The sequence below is a fragment of the Haloarcula sp. JP-Z28 genome, from assembly GCF_011440255.1.
In the GTDB taxonomy this organism is placed as follows: Archaea; Halobacteriota; Halobacteria; order Halobacteriales; family Haloarculaceae; genus Haloarcula; species Haloarcula marismortui.
Map to the genome: position 1 here is coordinate 4,615 of NZ_JAAOHT010000124.1, position 1,154 is coordinate 5,768.

A 1,154-nucleotide genomic window follows, 5' to 3' on the forward strand; every position below is an offset into this window, starting at 1 on the left:
CTGGTATCCTTCGTCGCGGTAGAACGCGACCGCGGCGGGCTGGCTCTGTGATGTCGTCGCAAGCAGGACCTCGTATCCCTGCTCGACCACTTGCTGTTCGAGTTTGTCGAGGAGGCTCCGACCGTAGCCACGTCGTTGCCGGGACGGAGCCACCCGCATCCGGTGGAGTTCGGCCGCGCCGGGGACGGTTCGCTCGTCCGCGTGCCCGACTTCATTCGGGAGGAACCCGCCCATCGCGGCCAGGCCACCGTCGAACGTCTCCGGGAGTTCGTCGTCGACGGCGGGCACGACGCCGACGAGAAACGCGCCGCCGGTGTCGAAATACCGGGTCTCGATGTTTTTCAGGTCCGACGTTCCGGGGATGTCGCTGGGGTGGTTGCCGGTCGCTCGCATCGCCCACTCGTGGAGGCGCCAGACGGCGTCGGCATCCCGGCTGTCGTAGGCTCGAAACTGAATCCGGTCGGTCATCGAATATGTTCTGAAGCGCACATTATCGCAGAAGGGGTTTAATTCTACCTTATTAGCGTATGGTTCTATTATACCGCTCTGAATTTATCCGGAACGTTCAGTATTCAGTGTCTGGTATAGGGGGTATGAGAAAATACGGTGGCACGCATTGGGTGCAACCCCCGGTCTGTGGACGCGATACGTCGGTAACATTGCGAGTGAGGGGGAAGGTGGGTCGGTTATGACGGCTTCAGAACCCCAGAACGTGGTGCTAGTCACGGTTGACTCGCTGCGGGCCGACGCACTGGGTGGTACTGACAGCGTCTCCCCAGTCATGGATTCCCTCGCCGACTCGGGCGTCGTCTTCGAAAACGCCGTGGCACAGGGGAACTGGACGCCGTTTTCGTTCCCTAGCATTCACGGGTCGCGATCGGTGTTCACCGAAAGCGAAGACATCGGTCTGGCGTCAACACCGACGCTGGCCGAGCAGGTGTCCGATGCCGGTGTCGAGACGGCAGGGTTCAACGCCGCCAACGGCTTTCTCACCGACCACTGGGGGTACGACCGCGGATTCGACGAGTTCGAGCCGTTCGTCGACAGCGGCGGCTACAGCAAGTATCTGGCGGCCCATCCGACGATTCAGGCATGGGTCCAGCTGGGAACCTCGCCGTTCCGGCGCGCCGCAACCGTTCTCAGCGGCGGGTCCG

2 protein-coding genes are annotated in these 1,154 nt (G+C 62.3%); one reads left to right on the forward strand and one right to left on the reverse strand.

Going from position 1 to position 1,154, the window contains the following annotated elements; all coding sequences use genetic code 11:
- A partial coding sequence (locus tag G9463_RS23090; RefSeq protein WP_165897944.1) for a GNAT family N-acetyltransferase occupies positions 1 to 468 on the reverse strand: 468 nt, incomplete at its 3' end.
- A gap of 220 nt (positions 469 to 688) precedes the next feature.
- On the opposite strand from G9463_RS23090, the gene G9463_RS23095 reads away from it, so the two are divergent.
- Positions 689 to 1,154, forward strand: a 466-nt coding sequence (locus tag G9463_RS23095) for a sulfatase-like hydrolase/transferase (RefSeq protein ID WP_165897942.1), incomplete at its 3' end; no start/stop codon positions are given.